This window comes from Lysinibacillus sp. BS3, assembly GCF_039614735.1.
GTDB lineage: Bacteria > Bacillota > Bacilli > Bacillales_A > Planococcaceae > Lysinibacillus > Lysinibacillus capsici.
The window spans coordinates 4107002-4126052 of the sequence record NZ_CP154860.1; the positions used below are offsets into that span (position 1 = coordinate 4107002).

The 19051-nt window shown below is 31.8% G+C and carries 25 protein-coding genes; 16 read left to right on the plus strand and 9 right to left on the minus strand.

The genetic code is table 11. The annotated features are described in order from the left end of the window. Positions 1 to 9: 9 nt before the first annotated feature. The 4 genes from AAJG31_RS20445 to AAJG31_RS20460 all read left to right on the plus strand — a co-directional run bounded on the left by AAJG31_RS20445 (position 10) and on the right by AAJG31_RS20460 (position 2471). On the plus strand, positions 10 to 348 hold the full coding sequence (locus AAJG31_RS20445) for a YolD-like family protein (RefSeq protein ID WP_279495660.1): 339 nt from the start codon (positions 10 to 12) through the stop codon (positions 346 to 348). After that, positions 341 to 694 carry an aconitate hydratase gene (locus AAJG31_RS20450; protein ID WP_279495659.1) on the plus strand — a complete coding sequence of 118 codons (354 nt, stop codon included), beginning with the start codon at positions 341 to 343 and terminating at the stop codon, positions 692 to 694. Before AAJG31_RS20445 ends, AAJG31_RS20450 begins: the two co-directional genes overlap by 8 nt. A 77-nt stretch (positions 695 to 771) precedes the next feature. Then, on the plus strand, positions 772 to 1674 hold the full coding sequence (locus tag AAJG31_RS20455; RefSeq protein ID WP_279495658.1) for a DNA ligase: 903 nt from the start codon (positions 772 to 774) through the stop codon (positions 1672 to 1674). A 161-nt stretch (positions 1675 to 1835) separates the two neighbouring features. Next, positions 1836 to 2471 (plus strand): hypothetical protein, encoded by a 636-nt coding sequence (locus AAJG31_RS20460; RefSeq protein WP_279495657.1) that lies wholly within the window; start codon positions 1836 to 1838, stop codon positions 2469 to 2471. Positions 2472 to 2493: 22 nt separating this feature from the next. On the opposite strand, the gene AAJG31_RS20465 is transcribed toward AAJG31_RS20460, so the two are convergent. Next, entirely contained in the window at positions 2494 to 2784 is a 291-nt protein-coding gene (locus AAJG31_RS20465) for a hypothetical protein (RefSeq protein WP_103118550.1), read from the minus strand. Between the two features lie 101 nt (positions 2785 to 2885). Here AAJG31_RS20465 and AAJG31_RS20470 point away from each other — a divergent pair, with 101 nt between their 5' ends. Together AAJG31_RS20470 and AAJG31_RS20475 are read left to right on the plus strand one after the other, a co-directional pair. Then, the gene (locus tag AAJG31_RS20470; protein ID WP_103118549.1) at positions 2886 to 3050 is read left to right on the plus strand and encodes a YvrJ family protein; all 165 of its coding nucleotides are present in this window, start codon (positions 2886 to 2888) and stop codon (positions 3048 to 3050) included. 51 nt (positions 3051 to 3101) lie between these two features. Continuing rightward, positions 3102 to 3431: a hypothetical protein gene (locus AAJG31_RS20475; protein WP_279495656.1), complete on the plus strand. Its 330-nt coding sequence runs from the start codon at positions 3102 to 3104 to the stop codon at positions 3429 to 3431. 577 nt (positions 3432 to 4008) lie between these two features. On the opposite strand, the gene AAJG31_RS20480 is transcribed toward AAJG31_RS20475, so the two are convergent. Then, complete coding sequence (locus AAJG31_RS20480) at positions 4009 to 4737, minus strand: helix-turn-helix transcriptional regulator (protein WP_279495655.1); 729 nt, start codon at positions 4735 to 4737, stop codon at positions 4009 to 4011. Between the two features lie 164 nt (positions 4738 to 4901). Between AAJG31_RS20480 and AAJG31_RS20485 the strand changes: the two genes are divergently transcribed. From AAJG31_RS20485 to AAJG31_RS20500, 4 genes are all read left to right on the plus strand, one after another. Further along, the gene (locus AAJG31_RS20485) at positions 4902 to 5162 is read left to right on the plus strand and encodes an XRE family transcriptional regulator (RefSeq protein WP_279495654.1); all 261 of its coding nucleotides are present in this window, start codon (positions 4902 to 4904) and stop codon (positions 5160 to 5162) included. Between the two features lie 15 nt (positions 5163 to 5177). After that, entirely contained in the window at positions 5178 to 5987 is an 810-nt protein-coding gene (locus AAJG31_RS20490) for a phage antirepressor KilAC domain-containing protein (RefSeq protein WP_279495653.1), read from the plus strand. A gap of 16 nt (positions 5988 to 6003) precedes the next feature. After that, positions 6004 to 6687, plus strand: a complete 684-nt coding sequence (locus AAJG31_RS20495; RefSeq protein WP_279495652.1) for a hypothetical protein — start codon at positions 6004 to 6006, stop codon at positions 6685 to 6687. A 114-nt stretch (positions 6688 to 6801) separates the two neighbouring features. Then, on the plus strand, positions 6802 to 7023 hold the full coding sequence (locus AAJG31_RS20500) for a hypothetical protein (RefSeq protein ID WP_279495651.1): 222 nt from the start codon (positions 6802 to 6804) through the stop codon (positions 7021 to 7023). 22 nt (positions 7024 to 7045) lie between these two features. On the opposite strand, the gene AAJG31_RS20505 is transcribed toward AAJG31_RS20500, so the two are convergent. Then, positions 7046 to 8017, minus strand: a complete 972-nt coding sequence (locus AAJG31_RS20505) for an SHOCT domain-containing protein (protein WP_279495650.1) — start codon at positions 8015 to 8017, stop codon at positions 7046 to 7048. A gap of 381 nt (positions 8018 to 8398) precedes the next feature. Here AAJG31_RS20505 and AAJG31_RS20510 point away from each other — a divergent pair, with 381 nt between their 5' ends. Both AAJG31_RS20510 and AAJG31_RS20515 read left to right on the plus strand, forming a co-directional pair. After that, positions 8399 to 8908, plus strand: a complete 510-nt coding sequence (locus tag AAJG31_RS20510) for a type II toxin-antitoxin system antitoxin SocA domain-containing protein (RefSeq protein WP_279495649.1) — start codon at positions 8399 to 8401, stop codon at positions 8906 to 8908. Between the two features lie 4 nt (positions 8909 to 8912). Beyond that, a complete protein-coding gene (locus AAJG31_RS20515) occupies positions 8913 to 9914 on the plus strand; it encodes a hypothetical protein (RefSeq protein ID WP_279495648.1) in 1002 nt (333 codons plus the stop codon). A 938-nt stretch (positions 9915 to 10852) separates the two neighbouring features. Here the strand turns inward: AAJG31_RS20515 and AAJG31_RS20520 are convergent. From AAJG31_RS20520 to AAJG31_RS20535, 4 genes are all read right to left on the minus strand, one after another. Beyond that, positions 10853 to 11545: a hypothetical protein gene (locus AAJG31_RS20520; RefSeq protein WP_279495647.1), complete on the minus strand. Its 693-nt coding sequence runs from the start codon at positions 11543 to 11545 to the stop codon at positions 10853 to 10855. 153 nt (positions 11546 to 11698) lie between these two features. Continuing rightward, on the minus strand, positions 11699 to 12100 hold the full coding sequence (locus AAJG31_RS20525; protein ID WP_279495646.1) for a DUF1700 domain-containing protein: 402 nt from the start codon (positions 12098 to 12100) through the stop codon (positions 11699 to 11701). A gap of 2 nt (positions 12101 to 12102) precedes the next feature. Beyond that, positions 12103 to 12438, minus strand: coding sequence for a PadR family transcriptional regulator (locus AAJG31_RS20530; protein ID WP_279495645.1), 336 nt, complete (start codon positions 12436 to 12438; stop codon positions 12103 to 12105). Positions 12439 to 13030: 592 nt separating this feature from the next. After that, on the minus strand, positions 13031 to 13210 hold the full coding sequence (locus AAJG31_RS20535; RefSeq protein WP_048393711.1) for a hypothetical protein: 180 nt from the start codon (positions 13208 to 13210) through the stop codon (positions 13031 to 13033). A gap of 282 nt (positions 13211 to 13492) precedes the next feature. Between AAJG31_RS20535 and AAJG31_RS20540 the strand changes: the two genes are divergently transcribed. The 4 genes from AAJG31_RS20540 to AAJG31_RS20555 all read left to right on the plus strand — a co-directional run bounded on the left by AAJG31_RS20540 (position 13493) and on the right by AAJG31_RS20555 (position 18120). Then, positions 13493 to 13714, plus strand: a complete 222-nt coding sequence (locus tag AAJG31_RS20540) for a hypothetical protein (RefSeq protein ID WP_279495644.1) — start codon at positions 13493 to 13495, stop codon at positions 13712 to 13714. Positions 13715 to 13861: 147 nt separating this feature from the next. Continuing rightward, entirely contained in the window at positions 13862 to 14383 is a 522-nt protein-coding gene (locus AAJG31_RS20545; RefSeq protein WP_279495643.1) for a DinB family protein, read from the plus strand. A gap of 369 nt (positions 14384 to 14752) precedes the next feature. Beyond that, on the plus strand, positions 14753 to 16705 hold the full coding sequence (locus AAJG31_RS20550; protein ID WP_115674166.1) for an LTA synthase family protein: 1953 nt from the start codon (positions 14753 to 14755) through the stop codon (positions 16703 to 16705). Positions 16706 to 17481: 776 nt separating this feature from the next. After that, positions 17482 to 18120 carry an NAD(P)H-binding protein gene (locus tag AAJG31_RS20555; protein ID WP_279495642.1) on the plus strand — a complete coding sequence of 213 codons (639 nt, stop codon included), beginning with the start codon at positions 17482 to 17484 and terminating at the stop codon, positions 18118 to 18120. Between the two features lie 134 nt (positions 18121 to 18254). On the opposite strand, the gene AAJG31_RS20560 is transcribed toward AAJG31_RS20555, so the two are convergent. Next, on the minus strand, positions 18255 to 18443 hold the full coding sequence (locus tag AAJG31_RS20560; RefSeq protein WP_048395071.1) for a hypothetical protein: 189 nt from the start codon (positions 18441 to 18443) through the stop codon (positions 18255 to 18257). 327 nt (positions 18444 to 18770) lie between these two features. Continuing rightward, the gene (locus tag AAJG31_RS20565; protein WP_227744914.1) at positions 18771 to 18875 is read right to left on the minus strand and encodes a YjcZ family sporulation protein; all 105 of its coding nucleotides are present in this window, start codon (positions 18873 to 18875) and stop codon (positions 18771 to 18773) included. Positions 18876 to 19051 lie beyond the last annotated feature (176 nt).

The following is a 19051-nucleotide window of genomic DNA, read 5'->3' on the forward strand; positions in this document are numbered from 1 at the left end:
AGTGATTGGATGATAAAAGACCGTGGAAACATTAAATGGGCATCCATGATGATGCCTGAACATTTGGATGGACTTAAGGAATACAAAAAAGGCTTCACAGAGCAGCCGAGAGAATTGACTGAATGGGAACTAGAAGAAATACAACAAACAATTGATCAAGCGTATAGTCGGCAACTGGACATTAAATTAGAAATGTGGCAGGACAACAAAATCATACAATGGACTGGAACTATCAAAACAATTAATTTTAATACTAATGAACTCATACTTGATACACTACTTAAAACAAAACGAATTCCAATTCAAAACATACAGTCAGCTCAATTAGAAGCTGATTATTATGATTAAACCTGAACAACGTCAGTTGTTACACAAATACTTACTAATTGAACTAGCAGTGAAGTCCCTACAGATTGATTATAAAAAAACGGAACAATTTAAAATGAAAGTTGTATTTCTTCCCCTTATGGATGCCCTTTTAAAAGATTTGCGCCAAGAATATTTTGATCTCAAAAGGCAACTGGCGCAACAAAAGATACGAGTTATTGGATGGACTAATGTAGATGAATACTTCAGCGATGTACAAATAGCAACTGCTGGTAATGATGTCGTGCTACGGTATGCCAACCAAGCACTAAAGACTCAAGTAGAAAAATTATTAATCAATCATATTAATGAGAAGATGAAATTGTAATTGCCATCAATCCCTTGATTTACATGTATTCTTGTCTTAACTAACATGAGATAATGTAGATTAAGGAGGGATATACAATGTTATTTACTCCAATAAAACCTATGCTTTTACACATGGGAAATAATGAAGAAATAGATGATGATCCAAATTGGATTTACGATATAAAATGGGATGGTTGGCGCATCCTTTTGCATAAAGAAGGGGATAGAGTCGAGGCTTTTACTCGACATGGTAACAATGTGACAGCTAAGTTTCCTGAACTTCAAGAGGTTGGCCGTTCAATTCAATCACATACAGCAATCATTGATTGTGAGGGTGTTGTGTTAAGGAATGGTGTTTCTGTGTTTGATGACTTCAATTACAGAGGTAGACTTTCAAATAAAGGTAAGATTGAGCAAGCAACTATTACTCATCCAGCGACATTTGTTGCATTTGATATTCTAACGACTGATAAGCCTCTTTTAAATAAACCATTGTCAGAACGTAAAGAGGTTTTATCTTCAATAGTAGAGCCCTCAAATAATTTACTTGTTACTCCATCTATTGTGGGAAACGGTAGCAATATCTTTCAGTTAACTAAAGACCGTAATATGGAGGGTGTCGTAGGTAAGCGAATTAATTCAACGTACAAAACTAATTATCGATCACAGGATTGGTTAAAATATAAGCATTTCAAAATAGCAGATGTTGTAATTCTAGGGTATAAAGAAAATCCATTTACTATGCTGGTTGGTAAACAGTTAAGCAATGGTAAGTATAAACCACTCGCAAATGTAGAGTTTGGGTTCAAACCTGAAGAAAAAACTGCATTCAGAGAAATAGCTAAACAAATCGTTACAAAGGAAGAAAGAGATATGACATGGTTGGAACCTAGACTGTGCTGCAAAGTTCAGTATCTAGAGAAAACAAATACTGGGTCACTACGAATTGTATCCTTTAAAGGCTTTAATTTTGATAAAGTCCCAGAAACAATAAGCTGATAGCCAGGCGCTCAAATGAGTACCTGGTTATTTTTTTGCTTATATATAGAGTTTTGATAGATATTCACTGGAATAATTATGTATTTTTTACAGAGTTTTAGGCATTGTGGACAGCCTATTATTAAGATGTACCAATTAAACAACACAAGGAGGAAATTTTTATGTCAATTAATAATGGAAATACTGATTTTAATTTAAGCGTTTCACAAACAGGTGAGAAGAGTTTAAAAGTATCATGGAGTCGTAGTGGTGGTATTGGTTATAATGGTCGTATCGACATCCAACGTCCTGGCGATGGTCAAATTGTTTATTCTAAGACATATAACCAAGATGTTAAAAAGGGATCTTTTACATTTGAAGTTCCGTACTTTGGCGAATATAAAGTTCATATTAAGTCTAACAATGGTCAAACATACGACTTTATTTATCGTAATGTATTCTTAAAAGCTGTAAAGGAAAAGAAATACACATACAAAGCAGCGGATGTGAAAAAAGTTGAAGATGGTGACATGTTCCTATTAGGAGTTATCACAGGTATTGGAATGTATGCTGCGATGTTGGGTTCTGTTATTTCTATATACTTTGGTACAAGACAAGCTGCATCAACAAAAATTACATTCCCTAAACCACGAGTAGGTGATACTCTGACGACAACCTATACACCTGTTATAGGGGGGGTACAAACAGTAGTCAAGTTTGTTCAAAAACCTTATAAAGATAAATTTGGTAATTCATTTAGTGGTGGTACTTACACTTCAGCGCCAACAGTTGCTAAATATATCACTTATCCAAAATAAATAAAAGAAAAGCACTTAATAATTAATTAAGTGCTTTTGCTTTTTTTAATCGATTAAAATTAAAAGCTATGTCAATAATCAAAATTATAAAAAGTACAATAGAACCATTTAAAGTTATTGAAGGTAGAGGTAATATTACATCTCTAATCAGTATTAACCAAATAGTTGTTGATATTATAACGAATGAATCTAATAAAATAACCATTAAATGTTTATGCTCTTTAAAAATAAAATTAAATACTATTAACCTTACTAAAATTGGTGTGGTTAAGAAGTAAAACGAATAAATCTGTGTTATTTGTTCTGGGCTCACATTATCTCTCCCTTAAATGTAAAAATTTGAAAACAACATTAAGTATACAGTATAATAAAGTTGAGTAAAAGAGAACCTATGTTCTCGTGGAGGTGGTTTGCATGGAGTATGTAGAGTTATCTAAATCAATAATGGAATTGGGCTTTCCAGTGGTTGTTTCTACATTTTTACTTGTTAAGTTGGACAAGAGTATGAAAAACATAGAAATTGCTATTGTTAATTTAACAAATGAACTTAAGAACTCAAGATCCAGGAGTAAGGGCTAAACAGAGGCTAAATCAAAAAGGGCAAACATATAGGGCAAGGGGAAATTGGATATGAAAACGAACGCTCGTGAAGTTGATAAATTAGTAGAAGAACATCTAAAAATGTACCCTTACATTAGTAAAGAAAGAGTAGGGGAATTGACTATAGATCAAAGAATAGCAATATGTATTAGTGAATTGTTAAGTATATTACCAGAAAAAGAAGTTAAATTTATAAACTTTAGGTACATAAATGGGTGGACAATAGTTAAGGTAGCCCAAGAAATGAATTACAGCCAGCAGATGATTTATGTTATTAGAAAAAAAGTGCTTATGAAAATCTATCTTGGAATAAGTCATTTACTTCATAACGAGGAAAAGTGTGAGATGAAAGAATATTAGTAATAGAGTTTGTAAAAGAATCAATTTGCCTATTTGGCTATTTTTTTATCATTACTAAAGAACGTATGTTCTTTTTTGGTGTTCTCTTTAGAGAAGATTAAAATGGCAGCTAAAACAAAAAGAAAGAACTGTATTGAATAAAACTATAAATATTTGTGTATATGTTTAATAGAGAAAAAGATTCGGAAAAAAACTTGACATGAATATCTTTGTTTTTTCCAGTTGTTAACGAGTTTCATTCAACAATTAATAAACATGTTTAAATATTTTTAAACAATTGAACACAATATTAAACAACAAAACGCAGCAAATAAAATACTCTATTGGAATATAAATCAAAAATTTTCCATTTTTATGTTTTGGAATTATATGAAGGAAGCAATAATTGTAATGTGTCTACTAAAAAAATAGCTTGGTTTTAAGTATAATTTTTAATTTTATCCTAAATGTCAATTTGGCATGTGTGTTTTTTCTTCTAAAAAAACTGCTTCCTTAATGGAAGCAGTTAACAAAAGATTGTTTAATTACAACAAAGAATTGTTAGGATTAATAAAAAAATAATGATCAAGAAGGAAGTTTATTCATTATCATCATCCTGCATCATTTCCCAAATAGCACGCAGTTTACGTAATTTTTTTTCGCCAGATAGAGGGAGTGTTTGGTACCAGTGATATAATTCAGGGTCTGAAATCGTGAAGTTCTCTTCATTTTCAATATTTAAAGTGTTAAGTATTGAAAGATCTTTAATAAGAGATAATGTTGAGTTAAAACCATACTCTTTTAAGTGATTTGTTATCATTTCTTTGTTTTTTTGATAAAAAGGTAAATGACCAAGTTGTTTATCCATTAATTGAGTGATTTCATTGTTCAATGAGTTTGATTGACCATTACCTAAATAATTAAAAATGGTTTTTTGTGCAAAATGATTAATTTTCTTAAATTCATCAGATTCGCTTATATCTAAATCATTTTCACCTAATAGATTTATGGTCCTATCAGGAAATCTGTGTGAAAGTACTATAAATGAATCAATTAAATCTTCATCAAAGTTACTTAAAATGAATTTAACTAAATCTGGAGCTTTTTCTACATATGCAAAAAAATCTAGTTTATCAGCATCGCCATTTAGAATTTCAGCCAATACTGAATTCAATTTTTCGCTTGCTGGAGGCGTTTTCCCATTTTGTAATTTACTTAAATATTGTTTACTGGCACTCAAACCTTTATTAGATATCTTTTCTGATATTTCATCAAGAGTTAATCTCGATTGTTCTATATAACTTTGTAGTAATTCGGCGTATTTCATAACATCACCATCCTAACCTTTAATTATGAATTGTTGTTGTAAGAATAGCAACAATATATAAGTTGTTATTTTTATATTAATTATAGTTGCAATAAAAAGTTTAAGTTGTTATTATTAGTTTAATGGCTTTGTTGCTATTAATTTTTTAGAAAGGAGAGACCAGAATGATTTATTCTGAATTGCTAAAATTAGCTATAGTCAAATCGCGGTTATCGCTTAGCGAAATATCTGGTGAGCTAAGAGAACTTGGGTTTTCTGCGGACAAGACGTATTTGAGTAAACTACAAAATGGTAGAATCCCACCAGCTAGTAATAAACTCAATGAAGCATTAGCTGACATTCTAAATGTAGATGCTTTGGAGTTAAAAGTTGCTGCGTATCGAGAGAAGATACCAAAGGACGTTTTAGAAAAATTAATTTCATAAAAAGGAGAGATGGATATGAACGAACTGAAAACATTTAATCACCAGATGTTTGGTGAACTACCAGTTTTAATAGTTGATGAAATAGAGTGGTTTGGTGCAACTGAAGCAGCTAAAGCACTAAGTTTTTCAGATCCACACAAAGCAATAAAGAATCATGTTGAGGATGAGGGGTGGACGATCCATCCAGTCCTTACGAATGGTGGGAAACAACAAAAAAAGTTTGTGAACGAATCTGGTTTGTACGAATTGATTTTAGGAGCTGCTAAACAAGGACACAACCCTGAAATCAAAGAAAAGGCGAAGAAATTCAAACGCTGGGTAACATCAGAGGTTCTGCCTTCTATACGTCGTGATGGAGCGTATGTTCACGCAACTGAAGAAGACGATGACACGATGATAATGGCGAGGGGAATGCAAGCAGCTCAAAGAGCAATTGAACGAAAAGATAAATTGATTGCAGAACAAAAGGAAAAGTTAGAACAACAAAGACCTAAAGTTGTATACGCAGATGCAGTTGAAGTATCTGAGGATACGGTACTAGTTAAAGATTTAGCCACAGTTTTAAGACAAAAAGGTGTCAATATAGGTGAGGTTAGATTGTTTAGATGGTTACGTGAAAACGGTTATCTTTGCAAACAAAAGGGTGAGATGTGGAACATGCCAACTCAACGCAGTTTAGATTTAGGCATCATTGTTGTAAAACATGGTTTGCGAACAGGTAATAATGGTGAGATGAAAAAAACTCGTACGCCAAAGATTACAGGTAAGGGTCAAATTTACATTACCAATAAAATTTTAGCTGAACATGGGTTATTAGTAGTTTAATAGAGGAGGTTATTAAATGAGTTTTAAGGCTCAGTTGAAAGTAATTGATGGTATCAAGAAGGACAAGCCTGATTATTTTATGCTTTATTTAAATGCGTTCATTAATGAAATTGAAAGAGCAAATAAAAAGTATGAAACAGCAAGAGAATATGATCGAGATACACTAACAAAACTAATCTGGACAGGTGTTAAAACAATTTCAGTTTCTGAACAAACAAATGATGAAAAAGTACTGTTAGAAAGTAGACTTCCATTACTTACATTTATTAATGGTCTAATGGCATTGTTAACACCAAAGGAATTTGAAAAAATCTTCCCGATTGATAAAGAATTTAATGGTGACAAATGGGGCATGAAAGATTACTACTATACTCGTAGGTACATCGAAGAATTCGGAGAAAATAGAGTTATTGGTGACGAAATCGAAGAATATCTTTGGGAGTATCAAAATCATACAATTAGATTTTACATGGTAAAAACTTTAAAAATTATGAGTAATATACGACGTTTAGAAACTGGTAAAGGCATTATGGAGGAATTCTTAGAAGAACAGGGAGTACCAACTTATACAATGCACGAAGACCTTGATAATAAACAGTATATCGAAAACAACCAAACAGGCGAGATTTCAGAGGTTAAGAAACCTAGACCGCGTTATTTAAGAGTTGTTAAAAATGAAAATAAAAAAATCATGCTTTAAGCTGCAACTTAAAACATGACATAAATTTGAGTGACATCCACCCTACAACTAAATGCATTATAACCGAAAACGGTGGTAATTAAAAGTGGATGTTGCTCCCAATAGGAGGAGCATATGAATGAAACACAAGACAAACCACGTTCTTTAACATCTTTTACATCAATGTTTGAAGAAATTAAAAACAATCAAGGTATCGATCTATTAAGATACGACTCTTTAGATGAATTTTTAATAGCGTTCCTCACTTTAAGTACTGAACAACAATTTAATAAAGTACATATACCTAGCGAATTAGTATATGTAAACCAAATATATGAGAAAATGAAAATGGTTTAAACTTAGCAAATCACTTAGGGATTTAGATACCCAATAATTGCTTTTTCTTTGCATCAAATTCTTCTTGAGTTAAGATTCCTACATCTAAGAGTTCTTTTAGTTTAATCAATTCTTCTGTAGGGATTGATGTTGTGGGAGGGGGAGTGACAGCTGCTTGGTTAGTCTCTTCCTCTTCAGCAAGAATTAATAATGAAAGCTTTTCAAGATCCTTCTTATCACACTTAATGACTAGAGGTACTTTTTCTCCGTTTTCACGCTTTAAGAAAAGTGTGGCTACTGATTTATCTTTCCCGATATTAGCCCCCATGGCTCCAGCTATAGCTCCAGCATTGCCAAATTTACTGCCGATTACTGTCCAGCCTACAATACTAGAGGCACTCTTTTGGACATTTTCTACTCGTTCCCATTTCACAAGTTTAAACGTTTCAGCATCATGATAATCAACTGATATCTCCACAGTACCAGGTTTGGCTTGTACTAACTTATAGCCTGAACCATTTTGTTTTAATTGTTCTTTTCCATTAAGTATTTCTATGTTCATCTTGATTGTTTTCATAACGCGAACAATTTCTCTAGCTTCTGTATCATTCTTTTCACTTGGAGTATCCGAAATTATGCCAAGTTTATCTTGTAGATCTTTTAAGAATCGTTTACCCAAATCATCTGAAAGGATGTTGATTGAAATAGCTTCAGTATTATATGCAAAGCTAATTTCAGTAGAAGTAATCTTTTTATTGGTAGTAAATTTATGGATATCATTGAAATTAAAGCTAATGAATTTCTTTTGTTTATCAGTAGTTAAAAATCTCTTTGAAGTTAGAACTCCAAGATATTGTTTGAGTCCACCAATACCACGCACAAGAATAGCGACACCTTCTACGATTTCAACATCATCTACTTGTTCACCAATAAGGTTAATCTCTTTTTTGAAATTATTTAAAAGTACCCAACCTTCAGGTTTTATATATTCTTTTATTTGTTCTACTGCATACATATTTATATTTCCTCCTTCCTTATAGCTTGTTGGTAATACAATAAAATTGTATCAATTCTGGTAGGTGTTGTCAGTATTGGGTTTAATCATTGCTAAAAATGACTAAAATTCATGACAAACTTCATTAGATTATACGTTATATTTGCAAAAAGCAAACATTTGTTCTATAATAAAGTAAGGAGAGAAAGTGTTATAGGGAATGAACAGGCAAAATAACAGTGAGAACAGAATGAGAGTCATGAATAAAATAGTACAAACTTGTTATTTAACCACATTTATTTACTTTTTTATATACAAATAATTTATAATGTGAGTAAATAGAGATTGTCTAGACAATTTGTATAGACAATTAATACATATTAGAGAGGGGAGGATTCTTTAATGACATTAAATAAAAATGGCAGATTTAATGCGTCAGAAGTTGCTGCATATATCGTGCAAAAATTTAATGAAAAAGGAATGTACCTTGATCATCTAAAACTACAGAAAATACTGTATTTTATTACTTTAGATTGGGTTCGTGAGTATGGGGAATATCCATATAAACAAGCTACGGAAATGTGGAAGCTAGGTCCAGTTGTTAGAAGTGTTTATTCAGAATATCGTACAAATGGCTACAGTCAAATTGTTGAGCAACCCACAACTTTAATCGTAAATAACGATGGTATGAGATTTGGAAAACATGAAGTAGCGAATTTTGATTTACCTGAATCAGCTTTAGTAGACAAAGTGATAAGTAAATATGGAGAAATGAATTCTTTTGATTTAGTTGATATCACTCACGATCATTCACCATGGAAACGCAAAGAAGAAGATATTCGAAGTGGTGTATCTAATATTGAATATACATTTGATGATTATCAAGAAGCTATAAATGAATTAAAGTGGTGATATATTGGAACCGATTAGTGAAACAAACGATTCTCAAAACATTATTATAAAGAATGAATTTAAAGATACCTTTAATAATTTAATACAGTATCACAGTGCTTTTGAAAAACATCAATTAGACAGTATTTTTGATATTTGGTATTCAACTTTTTTGAGTAAAGTAAGAGTATATTCAACATTAAGCGCCCACTTTTTTTATTTAAAACCATATGGAATGAATGAGGCTGGAGAAAATGTTGAGATTTTTTTAAGAAATATTGCTTTGCTAAAAGATATAGCAAAAGAAAGACAAATTGAAGAACTCGACAACTTCAACAGTTTTATAGAAAAAATTAAAGATCATATCGAACTCATAGGGATACAAGTAAATAGAATGGATTCAGGTGTAGAACAAATTGAAACTTATAAGGAAAGCCTTTCTGCCAATATTGAAGAATTACAAATCAATATAAAAAAGAGCCAAAAAGAATTCAATGATTTATCTACAGAAATATCAAATCTTACAGAGCAACAAAAAGATGCGGTTAAAAAAGCAAAAAAGGTTCAAAAAGAGTTTGTAACCATATTAGGTATTTTTGCGACAATACTTATCACTACTTTTGGTGGTTTAACTTCTTTATCTAGTATTTTTAATAATATTAATAATGCTGGGACTGGAAAGCTGGTTTTACTTGGATCATTCGTAATGTTTACAGTCATATTAATAGTTTTCTTATTATTAAACGGGATATCCAAACTTTCAGAACTCAACATTAGAAGTTGTGGATGTGAAGTAAATACCTCATGTAATTGTCCTATAGCAAAAAAACATCCAACACTTTATATAGTAGCTGTAATATTAGTTGTGACTGCAATATTAGGGATATCCGAATATATAATTGATTATAAATCATTAGTAAATGATTTAGATGATTGGAAAATATTCTTTATTTTAAGCATAGTGATAACAGTGATCACTATTGTAACAACTATCACTTTCCGCGATGCACGTAATCGAGCAGCATAAAAAAGTCAGTCACTCATTAGAAAGAATAATGAGTGACTTTTTAGGTTTATTTAAGCTTCATGTATATATCGTTAGGTGCCCAAGAGGTGCCCAAATAGATATAAAACTATATAAACAGGAAGAAAAAAATAATTGAAACATAATAGATAGATTGATAAACAAGTGATATTTATAAGTTATATACAAATGTATAAAAGGCCAAAAAGCTACACCCACAGCCTTCTAAGCCGTCGGTCGGGGGTTCGAATCCCTCCTGGGACGTCAATAGCAAATCAAAGGTTAATTTTTAACCAAATTGAAAAGCGCTTGAAACCTTATGAACACTGGGTTTTGAGCGTTTTTTGTTTATATTGATTTCTTTAAGAATCGCATAGAATAACATATAAAATTTAAATTAGGTAAACAAAATGTAAACATGGTGAACAAAGAAATTAAGATGAATAAACATTAATCGCTATTTCTTCATCTCGTTCTTCCATTTCTTTTAATACGTGCGAATAGTGATCAAGTGTTGTTTGAATATCTGAATGTCCTAATCATTTAGAAATTGAATGAATGTGTTCTGTTTTAATGGTATTCCAATATCGACTTTTTCAAGCTAGGAATTTGATTACCCTGTGAGCATCAAAAGGGACATATGCAAATCATTTTGTAACAAGGCTCAGGGTTATTTGTAATGCTCTTTTCGTGAAAAGATTAAACGATACGGAATTCTCATGGATAGTCTGGTTAAACAGATGGATTACGACTACTGAATTAAAGACGTAAGCAGCTATAATACCCATGCAGAGGGATAAAGTGCAAAGTGTTTAAGATTACCGATATTCAAAACAAGGGGATATTATGTGGTATTCAAAAAGAAAATCCAAGGGGTTCCAGTAAATGTAAAAAACCACCACTCTCAATAAGCAATTGAAAGTAATGGTTCTTGTCTTTATTTAGATTTCGCCATAAGCCCACGAATTAGTTACTCGTTTAGTATTTCCTGTAAATCCTGTACGTACTACTCCTACACGAGCAACACCCCATGAACCGACTCCCAAATCATAACTGAAAGTCATCTCTCCTCTGAATTCATCAGCCGTAACTTTTTTAGAGGGTGTACCAATTTTTTCAGTTGACACTTGTGGTAACCATTTACGAATAACAATTCCGTCCATGCTATCCGCACTTATAAATTTAGTTTTTGCCTCATTTACAGTGAATTTACCTGTTAATTCATATTTAATAAGATCAATTCCTAACGCACTTAAAGCTGTTACCACTGTAACTTGTCCTGAATAGCCTACTGCGAAAGGCTGTATGTTAAAGTTTGATAAACTATTTTTGTTAGAATAATCTACCTCAACAGATTCTACAATCGAGTTTTCAGGTTTACTTAATTCTTCAGCTAATTTATCAGGGTTGATTAAAATGTTATTAAGATCAATTAATTCTTTCTCTGATAATGCTTCAATTTTTTCAAGGTTTTCAATAGCTTCTTTACTTCCATCAGCTTCTAATTCTTCAACTACCATTTTCAACCCCGGATAACCTTCATAATTTACGGTATTCGTAGTTGCATGTGTTGTTGAATTTGTTACAAAAAACAATGTTAAAGCCGCAAAAAAAGTTAAAAATAATTTTCTCATGCTGTTCTCCTTTTGGTATGTATTTTCTTTAATTGAAAAATATACCATTTAATTATTGGTAATTCAAGAATATATTGTAATTAAGGTATTGATGCATAAAAAAAACGAGCTATTTAACGATTCCAATTGTTAAATAATTCGTTTTTATATTTATTAGTCTTCTATTTTTTCATACTCAATGATTCCGTTTTTGTCAGTAGGTGTATCTGATAAATTCCCCATAAATACAGCAATCGCTAAAAATATAGCGAAAATAATTATCGCTACCACAACAGTTAATATCATCCATATTTTGCTACTCTTTTGTTTGATTAGATGTCTATTTTCAGTAGACGACATACTATACAATTGATGAAATTCAGCTATAATTTCCTTAGCTAATTCATTAGGTGGAAGAAAACTCTTTAATACCTCGTCAACTGATTTGCCATCAGTTACGGACTGCAATAAATGATCTTTTACTTCTATGATATGATTATCTCTATCTTTTTTGGGTAATACATCTAATTCGATTTCCAGTTGCTTTACGTATTCATTTATCTTCGAATTATCCATTTCTAATTCATCCCCTTAATTTTTTCAAAAAAGTTAATTATCAATTCTAATTCTTTCAGTCTAATTTCTATTAATGATTTTCCTAAATCCGTAATTCTATAATACTTCCTAATTCTCCCCTCGTATTCTTCGGAAAATATATCAACATAATCATTCGCCGTCAAACGTTTTAGTATGGGATAAATTGAGCCATCAGAAATAGAAAAAAACTTGCTCTCTTTCAATTCTTTAGTCAATTCATAGCCATACATCGTTTTTTTCTGAAGCATCATTAAAATGGCAATTTCAAATAAACCCTTAAGATATTGTGTATTATTGTTTTTATTTTTGTTATTCATTGGGTAATCATGCTTTATTAACCATTATATTGCAATGATACATGTATTTCACTGATACATATTGAAAGGAAAATAATAAATGTTAAAAAATATGGCAATATTAAATTAATCAACGCCAAATAAACAGAAAAACCATTAGAGATATTAGCAACTGCAATAGATACACTTGGGGCAAATGCTTGTAGCGAGTACTTTCCCTATAGCAAGCGTCATCATGGTTGGTGGTTGTTTCTTCATTATGTTTGGTAATTCTGAAAAGCGTGATAAGAATGCTGGGCTAGGATTTGTCTTAATAAACCTTAGTCCACTATTCTTACAAATTTTAAAGCAAATAGGTGAGGCTATATATAGATGAAAAAGACCACTCCGTGATGAGTGGTCTGAAAAGTTAAAAACATAAATTTACTTTTTTGTTTTAATATATAATATACTGGCGATGAGATAAGTTAATTAAAATAATCTGTATTTAATAATAGTAGAAACACCACTCCATGATGGGTGGTCTCAATCTTTATATAGGGTTACATGATGTGGAGAAAATTAAAAAAGACCATCTCTAATAGAGTGGTCAAAAATATTAACTTGTCTTACATTATAATGAAGTTGACTTACCTTTTTTCTCATCCATAATAAGGTCTTCTTCACGTTGTGGGCGTGGGGCTTCAGTATATTCTTTGCGTCCATTAGGTTTTTTTGGGTCTGCTCCACTAGCAAATGATTGTTTTGTTGGCTCGTCTGTAGCAAATTCTGTATTTTTTTTGTCTCGTTTCATGTCGACACCTCCTAAAGATATTATTTATCTTATCCAATAAAATATCCCTTGATCCCTTGTTTATTTCTACTTCATATTTAAATATTTCAGATCACCCCAAGACTATGTAAGTTAAATTTAGTAGGAAATTTCTGATGTTTGGATTTTACATAAAATAATTGATTATTTAGAAATAAATGAATTCAATAAGGTTAATTATGGAGCATTTATATATATTATGGTAAAATAAACCAAAGAAAACATTTTAGAAAAGTACCGGCGCTTTGATTGGAGGTTGAACAGGTGGATGAGAAGAAGAAGGGGAAATTACAAATCCTCGTAATAATTTTAATGATATTACTTTTGGTTGCAACGTTTGTTTTATTTTTCGTAGGTAAATATATGGTGGCATTTATTTTATTTGGAATTTTTATGCTGATTTTGAATTTTATTAGTAGTTGGAAAAACCTAGATAATGCAGATTACGTTTATAGAAAAATCCATAAGGGTAACCAGAAATGGTAATTACCAGACTTCAGCCTTAGAAATGTTGCTATATTTATGTTACTTTTAGTGCTTATTTGGATATGTGAAAAGAGCAAAGAAGGATTCCTCACTTTATATGAAGAAATAGTGAGTTATAATGTTTTTCACAACTACGGAGGTGCTTTTTTGCAAACATTTTTTAAATATAATTGGCTAGTTAGGGAAGACTGGTTTCGTTGGTGTGAAGAGTTGACTGAAGAAGAACTTTTGCAAAACAGAACTGGTGGGATGGGCAGTATTTTGCACACACTTTTCCATATCATTGATGTTGAATGGAGTTGGATTCGTCTATTACAAGGGAAAACTGATTTTCAGGAGAGCTTTGATGAATATAATAGCTTGGAAAAGGTTCGTAAATTGGAAGCAGCTTTTCATTTAGAAGTAGAAAGCTTTGTAAATCAATGGGATGATAGTATGGAAGAGCGTATACTTCATAATCCATTAGCCGATGGTAGCATTGAAACGCATACATGGGGTGAGATCATTCGTCATACCATTGCACATGAAATTCACCATATAGGACAACTATCAATTTGGGCAAGGGAGATGGGGAGAGCGCCTGTTTCAGTGAATCTAATCAGACGAGGTCTTTCTTCATCATTGAAAAATTCAGTAGGTGCTCAAATAAATATAGAAACGTCTAAATAGTGTTCCAGAAAATCTTCCAATTCATTTGAAATGGAAGATTTTTTGATGCCCAAATAAGAGAAATTGCGAGGTAAATTTCATATAGATATTTAAAGAACCAACCATCTCTATTATGGCGTAAAATACCCAGTAAACATTAGTTAAAAACTAATGTTTACTGGGTATTTTTTGGACAATATTTAGGTTAATTAGAAATATTTATATGAAGAATAGCTAACAACTTGACAGAAGTTTAAATGGGGAGTACTATACATTGGTCGCGAAAAAAGCTATTGTAACGTAACATTTTTTAAAGTGCCATACAGTACTTATCAGTTAAGTTCATATATATCTAGATTTTAATTTAATCAGTAAAAGGTAGGTGCAAAAATGAAAAATCTAGCAAATAAAAAAGATAACCTATTACAAAACTTTTTAGGAATTTATATAGTAGCAGTATTAATGTTATGGATTAAAACATACATCTCTCAACTATCACAATTTGACTTAGGTGTAGAAGGAATCATTCAACAATTCCTTTTACTAATAAATCCGCTGGGCTCAGCAATGCTATTTCTAGGATTTTCATTTTTATTTAAAGGAAAAAGAAAATACACATCACTCGTTGTTGTCTACACTTTGATGTCTATTGTTTTATATGCCAATATTGTCTATTACCGATTTTTTAGTGATTTCATTACATTACCTACACTTTCTCAAACGCAGAACTTTGGAGATTTAGGCGGCAGTGTTCTTTCTTTATTAAAGCCTTATGATATCTTGTTCTTTGTGGATGTAATGGTTATGTTTTATCTACGATTCTCTAAAAAAATCCAAAAAGATACCAAACGTTTTGGCTATAAAAAAGGAATGGCAATCATTGCCTTTGCATTAGCGGTATCAATCCTTAATTTAGGACTAGCTGAAACTAATCGTCCTCAACTATTAACACGAGGTTTTGATAGAAACTATATTGTGAAATATCTAGGGATGTATAACTATACGATTTATGACTCAGTTGAAACGATGAAAGCCTCTTCTCAGAGAGCTTTGGCGGATAGTAGTGATATTACTGAAGTAATTAACTATACAAAGTCAAACTATGCCAAACCAAATGCTCAATATTTCGGTGCAGCAAAGGGAATGAACGTTATCTATTTACATTTAGAATCATTCCAAAACTTTTTAATCGACTATAAATTAAACGGTGAAGAAGTAACACCATTTTTAAATTCATTAGCAAAAGATAAGAATACATTGTATTTTGATAATTTCTTCCATCAAACAGGTCAAGGGAAAACGTCTGATGCAGAATTTATGCTTGAAAATTCTTTATTTGGATTACCACAAGGATCTGCTTATATTACAAAAGCACAAAATACGTATCAGGCAGCTCCTAGTATTTTAAAAGATTATGGTTATACATCAGCTGTATTCCATGGTAATAACGGAAGCTTCTGGAATAGAAATGTAATTTATAAATCATTTGGCTTCGACAAATTCTTCGATGCTAGTTACTATAACACAGGTACTTCAGAGGACATGGCTGAATATGGTTTGTTAGATAAACCATTCTTTGAACAATCTCAAAATCTTTTAAGCTCCTTACCACAACCTTTTTATACAAAATTAATTACGGTAGGGAATCACTATCCATATAAAATGAATCAAGATTTAGTGACAATTGATAAAGCCAATACGGGAGATGCAAGCGTTGATAATTATTTCCAAACAGCTCGTTATGCAGACGAAGCAATTCAACAGGTCTTCCAGCAATTAAAGGAATCAGGATTATATGATCATTCAATGATTGTTCTTTATGGTGACCATTACGGTATTTCCGATAATCATAATAAAGCGATGGAACAAGTCATTGGAAAAGAGATTACACCATATGAAAGTGCTAATTTACAACGTGTACCATTATTTATACATGTTCCAGGCATACAAGGTGGGACCAACCATAGCTATGGTGGCCAAACAGACCTACTGCCAACGTTATTGCATTTACTAGGAATTGATTCACAACAATTTGTTCAATTTGGTTCAGACTTATTATCAGAAGAGCATGATGAAATTGTACCATTTAGAAATGGCGATTTTGTCAGTCCTACTATTTATTCAATTAATGAAAAATATTATGATAATAAAACAGGCTTACCATTAGACGACAGTCAATTAGAGGAAGCAAAGACGATTAAAAATGAAGTAGATCATAAATTGGCGTTATCTGATAGAGTCGTGAATGGTGACTTATTGAGATTCTATACGCCAACAGGTTATACGCCAGTTGATCCTTCTCAATATAATTACTCTCCTGATGAAAATGTAGAGTCTAAATAATTTAAGGCAGTTCAAGGAATTGTGTACGATATCAAAGTCTATAGGATATCATACCCTTACCTTGAATTGCTTTTTTATTGGTCATTTTTGAATAAGTATGGCAATACCAAGGTTTTATATTCTCCTTAAGGTTCAAATAGAAAGTTGGACTAACGGAAAAAGCGATTCAAATCCTTTAATAGTAAGGGTTTGAATCGCTTTTATTAGTAAGGAGAGGAAAGAACAAACATGATGGCACTCATCATCCTTACTTATTTCTTTTTAAAGCATAATTTAGATGAAAAAAGGAAAGAAATAGGTGTAAATTTGAGGAGTTGATCGGGATGGAGTTTTATAAAGACATAGTCATTTATTGTTATAGTTGTCGTAAAAAGACTGTGTTTACATGTCAAGATACACATGAAAAAAAGGGTGTCGATAGTCACTGCAGTGAATGTACAGGTATTTGGTTTGAATGGCAAAACCGAGCTGTCGAGAGAGAAATGGAGAAGTGGATTGCCTATAATAAAGACTTAGTAAATAATATAAACCACTGATCTAGTTAAGCTGAATACACCTAAAAAGTGTAATTATCAAGTTAGTACGATGAGGCGTTGAAGTGCCATTTTCTTTTAAGAGAGTGGTTCTTTTTCTTTTGCTTAGACAAAAGCTCTAGCTAGAATAAACAAAATTACTATTTCTTTATCTCATTTGATAAAGAGAGGTGAATAATAGAATTATTGAATCTAAACTATGATTTGTCCGTATACATATTATTATGATAATTAGGGGGCATCATGGACGTTTATAAAAAGATAGCAATTATCGGTGGAACAGGTAAAGCGGGGCGTTACATTGCTTCTAAAGCATTAGAGAAAGGGTATCACGTGCGGATGCTTGTTAGAAACCCAGAAAAGTTAGTTTTCAGAGACAGTAGGATTGAGGTAATAGAAGGAAATGTACAAAATATCGAGGATCTTCAAAAGCTATTAAAAGATTGTCAAATCGTTATCAATACTTTTGGTCAACCCATGAAAGAAAAACCAATTTATAGTAAAGTAACGGAAAATATATTGGGAGTCATGTCTGATTTACATATGGATCGTTATATTGGGGTAACGGGTGGATCGCTAACCATTGCTGGAGATACAAAGAGTATTATAAATAGAATGGGTGCAAAGATATTTGAAATTATTTATTCAAAAATGATGGTAGATAAGAAAAAAGAATGGCATCTCCTTAGCAATAATCAAGTTATCAAATGGACACTAATTCGGCTTCCATTTATAGTAGAGGGAAATGAAGTAGGGTTCATAAAGGAAAATCTTAGAGATATGCCAGGTACAAAAATAACAAATAGGGATATAGCTACATTCATCATTAACCAAATAGAAAATCAAAAGTATGTACAAAAAGCACCGTTTATCTCCAATTAATCTAATTTAAAGGAGAGGGATAGGGTCAGCGCCTCAACTAAATGACTTTATCCCTTTTGAATGCCCAACAAAATTTTCCTTTGCCTCAATCGTATTGGTACAAAAAATCAAATGACATCCTTTTGAGCAGTTTTTTAATTAAAACCTTCTCCAATAAACCTTCCAACTCCTCTCAACAACCAATAAATGATTCTAAATGGGAGGAAAAGTAATTCTGGTATCCAAATTAGTACATCAAGAAATAAGTCAATTAATGAATATTGATCTTTACGTCTCTTATCTCTTCTCTTTTTGTTTTTCCTTCCTTGCAACCATTCTCTCACATTACTCGACCCCTTTTACAATGGCTTTTTCTTAAGTAAGTATACGTTTCATGGTTTTAGGTGGTTTCATTTTTAAAAAACTTTATGATGTAAAAGCTGATATGGGGCGTAAATGGAAGTAAAAATGTTGGCTTATTATATTTCTTTAGCGATGTGTATTACCGCAAATGTGGGAAATGGAGAATTTAAAATTAAATAAGGTGAAAGACAAGCAGGTTTAAAAAGGGTCACTAGGCTGGAAGTGACCCTCTTTGCTGTGGATGTATCGACATTAATGTGAGCTGCTATTAATGAAGATCATCCCTTTTTCATGTTTATCAATAAATATTAATATTCTTTTTGCACGAATGTTGCTCCGACAATAATCAGAAGAATGAATAGCACAACAATTAAAACAAATGTTGAACTATTGTTTTTGCCGCCATAGTCCATGCCACAACAACCCATACTATAACCGCCGCTATAGTCATTACCATAGCCTCCATAACAACAATTGAAATTACCCATGTTTCCAAAGTATCCCATCAAGATCTCTCCTTTCTTCAGTTTATTGTATGAATGCCGTTGAAAGAGAAAAGGGTATTCGTCTAATGAATCGTATTTAGGTA

Coding starts and splice junctions, on each gene's coding strand:
- AAJG31_RS20500 (WP_279495651.1), top strand. CDS start 6,802: ATGAATGAAACACAAGACAAACCACGTTCTTTAACATCTTTTACATCA.
- AAJG31_RS20535 (WP_048393711.1), bottom strand. CDS start 13,210: ATGAAACGAGACAAAAAAAATACAGAATTTGCTACAGACGAGCCAACA.
- AAJG31_RS20525 (WP_279495646.1), bottom strand. CDS start 12,100: ATGGATAATTCGAAGATAAATGAATACGTAAAGCAACTGGAAATCGAA.
- AAJG31_RS20505 (WP_279495650.1), bottom strand. CDS start 8,017: ATGTATGCAGTAGAACAAATAAAAGAATATATAAAACCTGAAGGTTGG.
- AAJG31_RS20460 (WP_279495657.1), top strand. CDS start 1,836: ATGTCAATTAATAATGGAAATACTGATTTTAATTTAAGCGTTTCACAA.
- AAJG31_RS20565 (WP_227744914.1), bottom strand. CDS start 18,875: ATGGACTATGGCGGCAAAAACAATAGTTCAACATTTGTTTTAATTGTT.
- AAJG31_RS20480 (WP_279495655.1), bottom strand. CDS start 4,737: ATGAAATACGCCGAATTACTACAAAGTTATATAGAACAATCGAGATTA.
- AAJG31_RS20455 (WP_279495658.1), top strand. CDS start 772: ATGTTATTTACTCCAATAAAACCTATGCTTTTACACATGGGAAATAAT.
- AAJG31_RS20530 (WP_279495645.1), bottom strand. CDS start 12,438: ATGAATAACAAAAATAAAAACAATAATACACAATATCTTAAGGGTTTA.
- AAJG31_RS20495 (WP_279495652.1), top strand. CDS start 6,004: ATGAGTTTTAAGGCTCAGTTGAAAGTAATTGATGGTATCAAGAAGGAC.
- AAJG31_RS20555 (WP_279495642.1), top strand. CDS start 17,482: ATGGACGTTTATAAAAAGATAGCAATTATCGGTGGAACAGGTAAAGCG.
- AAJG31_RS20490 (WP_279495653.1), top strand. CDS start 5,178: ATGAACGAACTGAAAACATTTAATCACCAGATGTTTGGTGAACTACCA.
- AAJG31_RS20470 (WP_103118549.1), top strand. CDS start 2,886: ATGGAGTATGTAGAGTTATCTAAATCAATAATGGAATTGGGCTTTCCA.
- AAJG31_RS20450 (WP_279495659.1), top strand. CDS start 341: ATGATTAAACCTGAACAACGTCAGTTGTTACACAAATACTTACTAATT.
- AAJG31_RS20485 (WP_279495654.1), top strand. CDS start 4,902: ATGATTTATTCTGAATTGCTAAAATTAGCTATAGTCAAATCGCGGTTA.
- AAJG31_RS20550 (WP_115674166.1), top strand. CDS start 14,753: ATGAAAAATCTAGCAAATAAAAAAGATAACCTATTACAAAACTTTTTA.
- AAJG31_RS20510 (WP_279495649.1), top strand. CDS start 8,399: ATGACATTAAATAAAAATGGCAGATTTAATGCGTCAGAAGTTGCTGCA.
- AAJG31_RS20475 (WP_279495656.1), top strand. CDS start 3,102: ATGAAAACGAACGCTCGTGAAGTTGATAAATTAGTAGAAGAACATCTA.
- AAJG31_RS20520 (WP_279495647.1), bottom strand. CDS start 11,545: ATGAGAAAATTATTTTTAACTTTTTTTGCGGCTTTAACATTGTTTTTT.
- AAJG31_RS20445 (WP_279495660.1), top strand. CDS start 10: ATGATAAAAGACCGTGGAAACATTAAATGGGCATCCATGATGATGCCT.